The following is a 4,553-nucleotide window of genomic DNA, read 5'->3' as shown; positions in this document are numbered from 1 at the left end:
TCTTGGCTGTTTATATTTTAACCAATAAATTGCTGTATTGCAAGCATAGTGAGCTTTTAAAGATAAATTATTGTTTTATTGGTCAGCAATAATTGTCTGTTTTTTATTTAATTTTACATGACAAGTTCGGAAGAGCCAAATTAGTTAGCCTACAATTATGACATATAATTAATTTGCAAGAGTTCTAATGTAAAAAAACTATACCTATGAGGGAGAAGGGAAAAGGGAGAGGGGAATAAATAAAAATAATCTCCTGAATACTGACTCGGAGAATACTGACAGCTTTCTTTTGCCTTTGGCCTTTTTACTTGGTATAAAGTAGGTTTATTGAAGAAGTGGAGGGAATCATCATCCTATGGCGATAATGGCAAAATCATTTAGACAAAGACTGGCAGAGATTTTCGGGTTTGACCTGCGATCGCTGGCTTTATTTCGCATTGCCTTGGCGTTAGTGGTTTTAGTCGATTTATCAGTTCGTTTTAGCCAAGTAACTGCCCATTACAGCGAATTGGGGGTTTTACCCCTAGAAAGCTTATCGAAAGTCTCTGCTAGTCCTTTTTACTGGTCTATTTTTTCTCTCAGTGACTCGGTACTGGTGCAGAGTATCCTGTTTATCGTCGCTATAGCGATCGCATTGTTGCTTTTAATTGGCTATCATACCCGTTTAGCCACGATCGCCACTTGGGTGCTAATCGTCTCTTTACATCATCGCAACCCCCTGTTACTATTTGCCGCCGATGACGTAATCCGGGCAGTATTATTCTGGGCGATGTTTTTACCCCTTGGTGCCTGTTATTCCGTGGAAAGTGCCTTAAACACCAATCCCAACCCTTTACCCAAGCGTGTGGTTTCGGCCGCCACGGTGGCTTTTATGATACAGGTGTGTTACATCTATATGTGGTCAGTGGTCTTTAAACTCAAAAGTGAGACTTGGTGGCCCGACGGTACAGCCGTTTATTACTCTCTTAGTTACGATCAATACGCTACCGCTTTGGGGAGTTTTTTACTGACTTTACCGCAGCAATTCCTCAAATTCCTAACAATTTCAGCCCTAGGCTTTGAATGGTTCGGTCCGCTCTTGATGTTTGTTCCCTTTCGCAATAGTTTATTTAAAATAATCGCCGTAGTTTTCTTTATTTTCTTGCATACGGTTTTTGCACTGATTCTACATTTAGGGGTTTTCCCTTTCTTGAGTGTTACCCATTGGTTGCCCATTATCCCTAGCTTAGTCTGGGATTGGGGACAAAAACGGATAAGAAACCCAGAAAGAGAAGGTTTAAGGATTAATTATGATCGAGATTGTGGATTTTGCAAGAAAGTTGTTCATCTTCTCCGCACTTTTCTCATTTTACCCGGCACTCCCCTGTTAGTCGCTCAGGATAACCCCTCAATATACGAGGATATGGTGTCCCAAAATTCTTGGGTGGTGGAAGATTGGCAGGGAAAACGTCGGTTTAAATGGTCAGCAGTGGTTTATATTGTCAGTCTTTCGCCAATTTTCTGGTTTTTAGCGCCAATTTTGCGTTTACCGCCCCTCATGACCCTGGGAACGAGAATTTATGAGTGGATTGCCTCCCATCGTCGTTTTATGGGCAATTTCACCAAACCTCTCAAGTTTCGTCCCCTGACGATTAAATCCTCTTTACCCTTAAATATTTTGGCAATTTTCTTCTTATTGTTGGCCAGCATCTGGAATTTACGCAGTTTTGTCCGGCAATCGGTCGATAGGGGCGATTTAAATACACCTCTAATTCAATCCCTCGATCGCTTGCTCACCCGTCGTACTTTTAATACAATTGATATTCTGGCAAGAATAACTCGTTTAGACCAGTATTGGACTATTTTCTCCCCTAGTCCCCCTCGCGATGATGCTTGGTTTGTGGCAGTCAGTCAATTAGCCGATGGTTCCACGGTAGATATATTTAGAGAAGGACAGCCGGTAATTTGGGATAAACCCACGGATAGCGATCGCAATCGTTTGTATAAAACCATGCAGTGGCGAGTATATTTTATTAATCTTAATCGAGCTATCGGTCGGTCAGTTTATGGAGAGTTTGGTCAGTATCTCTGTCAAAACTGGAATCAGCAGCACGGTAGTGATCAACAAATTAAATCCCTGCAACTTTATATCATGCGGGAAAGGACTGTCCCCCCCGGAGAAAAACAGGGAATCGAAAAAGAACTACTCTGGCAGCAAAACTGTCTTTAATCAGTTATCAGTTATCAGTTATCAGTTATCAGTTATTAACCAGATCAAAGTTATCTTGTAACTAAAATCTGATTGCTTCTTTTTCCCTTTCAAACTAACTACCGCTAAACCTTAAACATCACTAGAACCGCTCTGGAGAGTAGCGAAGGATTTTTCAAAATTCATTCTCTGTTCAGCATTGCGGAGAAAGTAACCACTCATCATTGCTGAGGCCAATAACCGGCCCAGATGTTCGCGACTGGTACTGATAGTGACCCCGAAATGTTCCGAAGGAAGGTTGCCCAAAAGTCCGATAATGTTGCGTTCCATCACTTGGAAAACCTCTTGGGACTCCGGTTTCGAGAGTTGGGCGATTGTTTCTGGACTTAGGGTCTGGACATACTGCCACAAACTCTCAGAAAATTCACTATCGGTACCGAATAAATTGTGATGGCGATCATTTTCTCTATACACCTTTGATCTCCTTAACTCAATTTTTTTATAAACTATCCTTTTGGTTCTTCCAATTTAACAGTTTTTTGAGATAGTGGGAGTCGGTAGAACCGAACCTGAACGGAATGGTTATACCAAGCAGAAAACCCATCTCCAGCAAAAATAAAAAACTTAACACTGATGATAACCGATCACTGTTCACTGATAACTTTTATTTACCCATACCTAAATGCTGGGCCTTTTGATAGACTTTACCCTCCGTCAGCAGCGAGGGGGCAATCACCACTTCCACCTGTTGCATTTCCTTTAAGTTCTTAGCACCTAAAGTCCCCATACTGGTTTTCAGCGCCCCTAGGAGGTTATGAGTACCATCATCTAATTTTGCCGGTCCGACGAGGATTTCGGCAATAGTTCCGGTACTGCCCACACTAATCCTGGTTCCCCGGGGTAGAACCGGACTAGGTGTGGCCATACCCCAGTGAAAACCGCGGCCGGGGGCCTCCAAGGACCGGGCAATGGGAGAACCAATCATCACCGCGTCAGCACCACAGGCGATACATTTGCAGATATCACCGCCGGTAATAATGCCGCCATCGGCAATAACGGGGACGTATTTACCGGTTTCTCGGAAAAAATCGTCCCTAGCGGCGGCACAATCGGCCACAGCAGTGGCTTGGGGAACTCCCACTCCTAAAACGCCGCGAGAAGTACAGGCAGCCCCCGGACCGATACCGACCAAAACCCCGGCTGCCCCGGTTTTCATCAGGTTAAGGGCGACTTCGTAGGTGACGCAGTTGCCCAAAACCACGGGAATGGGCATTTCTTGGCACAGTTGCACTAAATCGAGGGGGGTGATAGCTTCCGGGGATAAATGGGCAGTGGAAACGACGGTTGCTTGAACAAAGAGAATATCGGCCGCTGCTTGGGCAACGATAGCACCGTATTTGACGGCACCGGCAGGGGTGAGGCTAACTGCCGCAATACCGCCTTTTTCTTGAATTTCTTGGATACGAAGCTCGATTAGTTGCGGTTTAATCGGTTCTGCGTAGAGTTCCTGCATTAAACCGACGAATTCTGCTTTGCCGACTGCGGTAATGCGATCGAGAATCGGGTTAGGATCCTCGTAACGAGTTTGAATACCTTCGAGGTTTAGTACCCCTAGCGCCCCCAACTCGGAGAGAAGGACGGCCATTTTAGTATCCACCACCCCATCCATAGCGCTGGCGATAATCGGGATTTCCCGCTCGATATTGCCGAGAGACCAACGGGTATCGGCTAAACTAGGATCGAGGGTTCGCACTCCGGGTACAAGTGCGATTTCATCGATACCGTAAGCTCTACGGGCTGTTTTGCCCCGACCAATAATTGTATCCACGTTTCTATACTATTTCAGACCTATTTAGCCTAGACTAGCAAATTTCGCACCATCTCGAACAGCTTTTCGGTATTATTGCCGACTAGGCCCCGGGAAAATAATCGCCGCAGTCGATCGCTTGTTCGGTGTTGGCGCTCCTGGGTTGTACACTACATTTGAGGCGATAATCGTTGGTAAAGTAGCGGCAGTGGGAGCAAGGGATGGAGTGCATTCGTCGGGCAACTTGCCAACTATCGCGCACGGCACTGGCTAAAGACCAGCAAACTAAAGCGATAATGGCAGCGGCGATTGAAAAACGTAAAATAATCCAGATTTCCATGGCGAACAACTAAAATTACCTGATTTGGATAGGAATCAACCGAGGCAATCGGCAGATGGTTAGATAGGGTTTGCGGCAAAAAGTTTGTTGGTGGGGGCAGGGTGTGGGCTTCGGCCGTGAGCTCAGCGTTCGACCGAGCTCACGCCGAGGTCCGAACGGGTGTGGGGTGTGGGCTTCGGCCGTGAGCTCAGCGTTCGACCGAGCTCACGCCGAGGTCC

4 protein-coding genes are annotated in these 4,553 nt (G+C 45.7%); 1 reads left to right on the top strand and 3 read right to left on the bottom strand.

The genetic code is table 11. The features are described 5' to 3' along the window. Window positions 1–355 precede the first annotated feature (355 nt). A complete protein-coding gene (locus IM462_RS12960; protein WP_287715267.1) occupies window positions 356–2,209 on the top strand; it encodes a DCC1-like thiol-disulfide oxidoreductase family protein in 1,854 nt (617 codons plus the stop codon). Window positions 2,210–2,320: 111 nt separating this feature from the next. On the opposite strand, the gene IM462_RS12955 is transcribed toward IM462_RS12960, so the two are convergent. The 3 genes from IM462_RS12955 to IM462_RS12945 all read right to left on the bottom strand — a co-directional run bounded on the left by IM462_RS12955 (window position 2,321) and on the right by IM462_RS12945 (window position 4,335). Further along, a complete protein-coding gene (locus IM462_RS12955; RefSeq protein WP_287715266.1) occupies window positions 2,321–2,662 on the bottom strand; it encodes a DUF760 domain-containing protein in 342 nt (113 codons plus the stop codon). Between the two features lie 190 nt (window positions 2,663–2,852). Next, window positions 2,853–4,016 carry a GuaB3 family IMP dehydrogenase-related protein gene (locus tag IM462_RS12950; RefSeq protein WP_287715265.1) on the bottom strand — a complete coding sequence of 388 codons (1,164 nt, stop codon included), beginning with the start codon at window positions 4,014–4,016 and terminating at the stop codon, window positions 2,853–2,855. Window positions 4,017–4,098: 82 nt separating this feature from the next. Beyond that, window positions 4,099–4,335, bottom strand: coding sequence for a hypothetical protein (locus tag IM462_RS12945; RefSeq protein WP_043997914.1), 237 nt, complete (start codon window positions 4,333–4,335; stop codon window positions 4,099–4,101). Window positions 4,336–4,553: the final 218 nt, after the last annotated feature.

It is taken from the genome of Microcystis sp. M144S2, assembly GCF_020246065.1.
In the GTDB taxonomy this organism is placed as follows: Bacteria; Cyanobacteriota; Cyanobacteriia; order Cyanobacteriales; family Microcystaceae; genus Microcystis; species Microcystis ichthyoblabe_A.
The sequence above is the reverse complement of the archived record's forward strand: the minus strand, read 5'-3'. Positions and strand labels throughout refer to the sequence as shown.

Bases quoted from the DNA above. Each gene is read 5' to 3' on its own strand.
- IM462_RS12945 (WP_043997914.1), bottom strand. From the start codon at position 4,335: ATGGAAATCTGGATTATTTTACGTTTTTCAATCGCCGCTGCCATTATC.
- IM462_RS12960 (WP_287715267.1), top strand. From the start codon at position 356: ATGGCGATAATGGCAAAATCATTTAGACAAAGACTGGCAGAGATTTTC.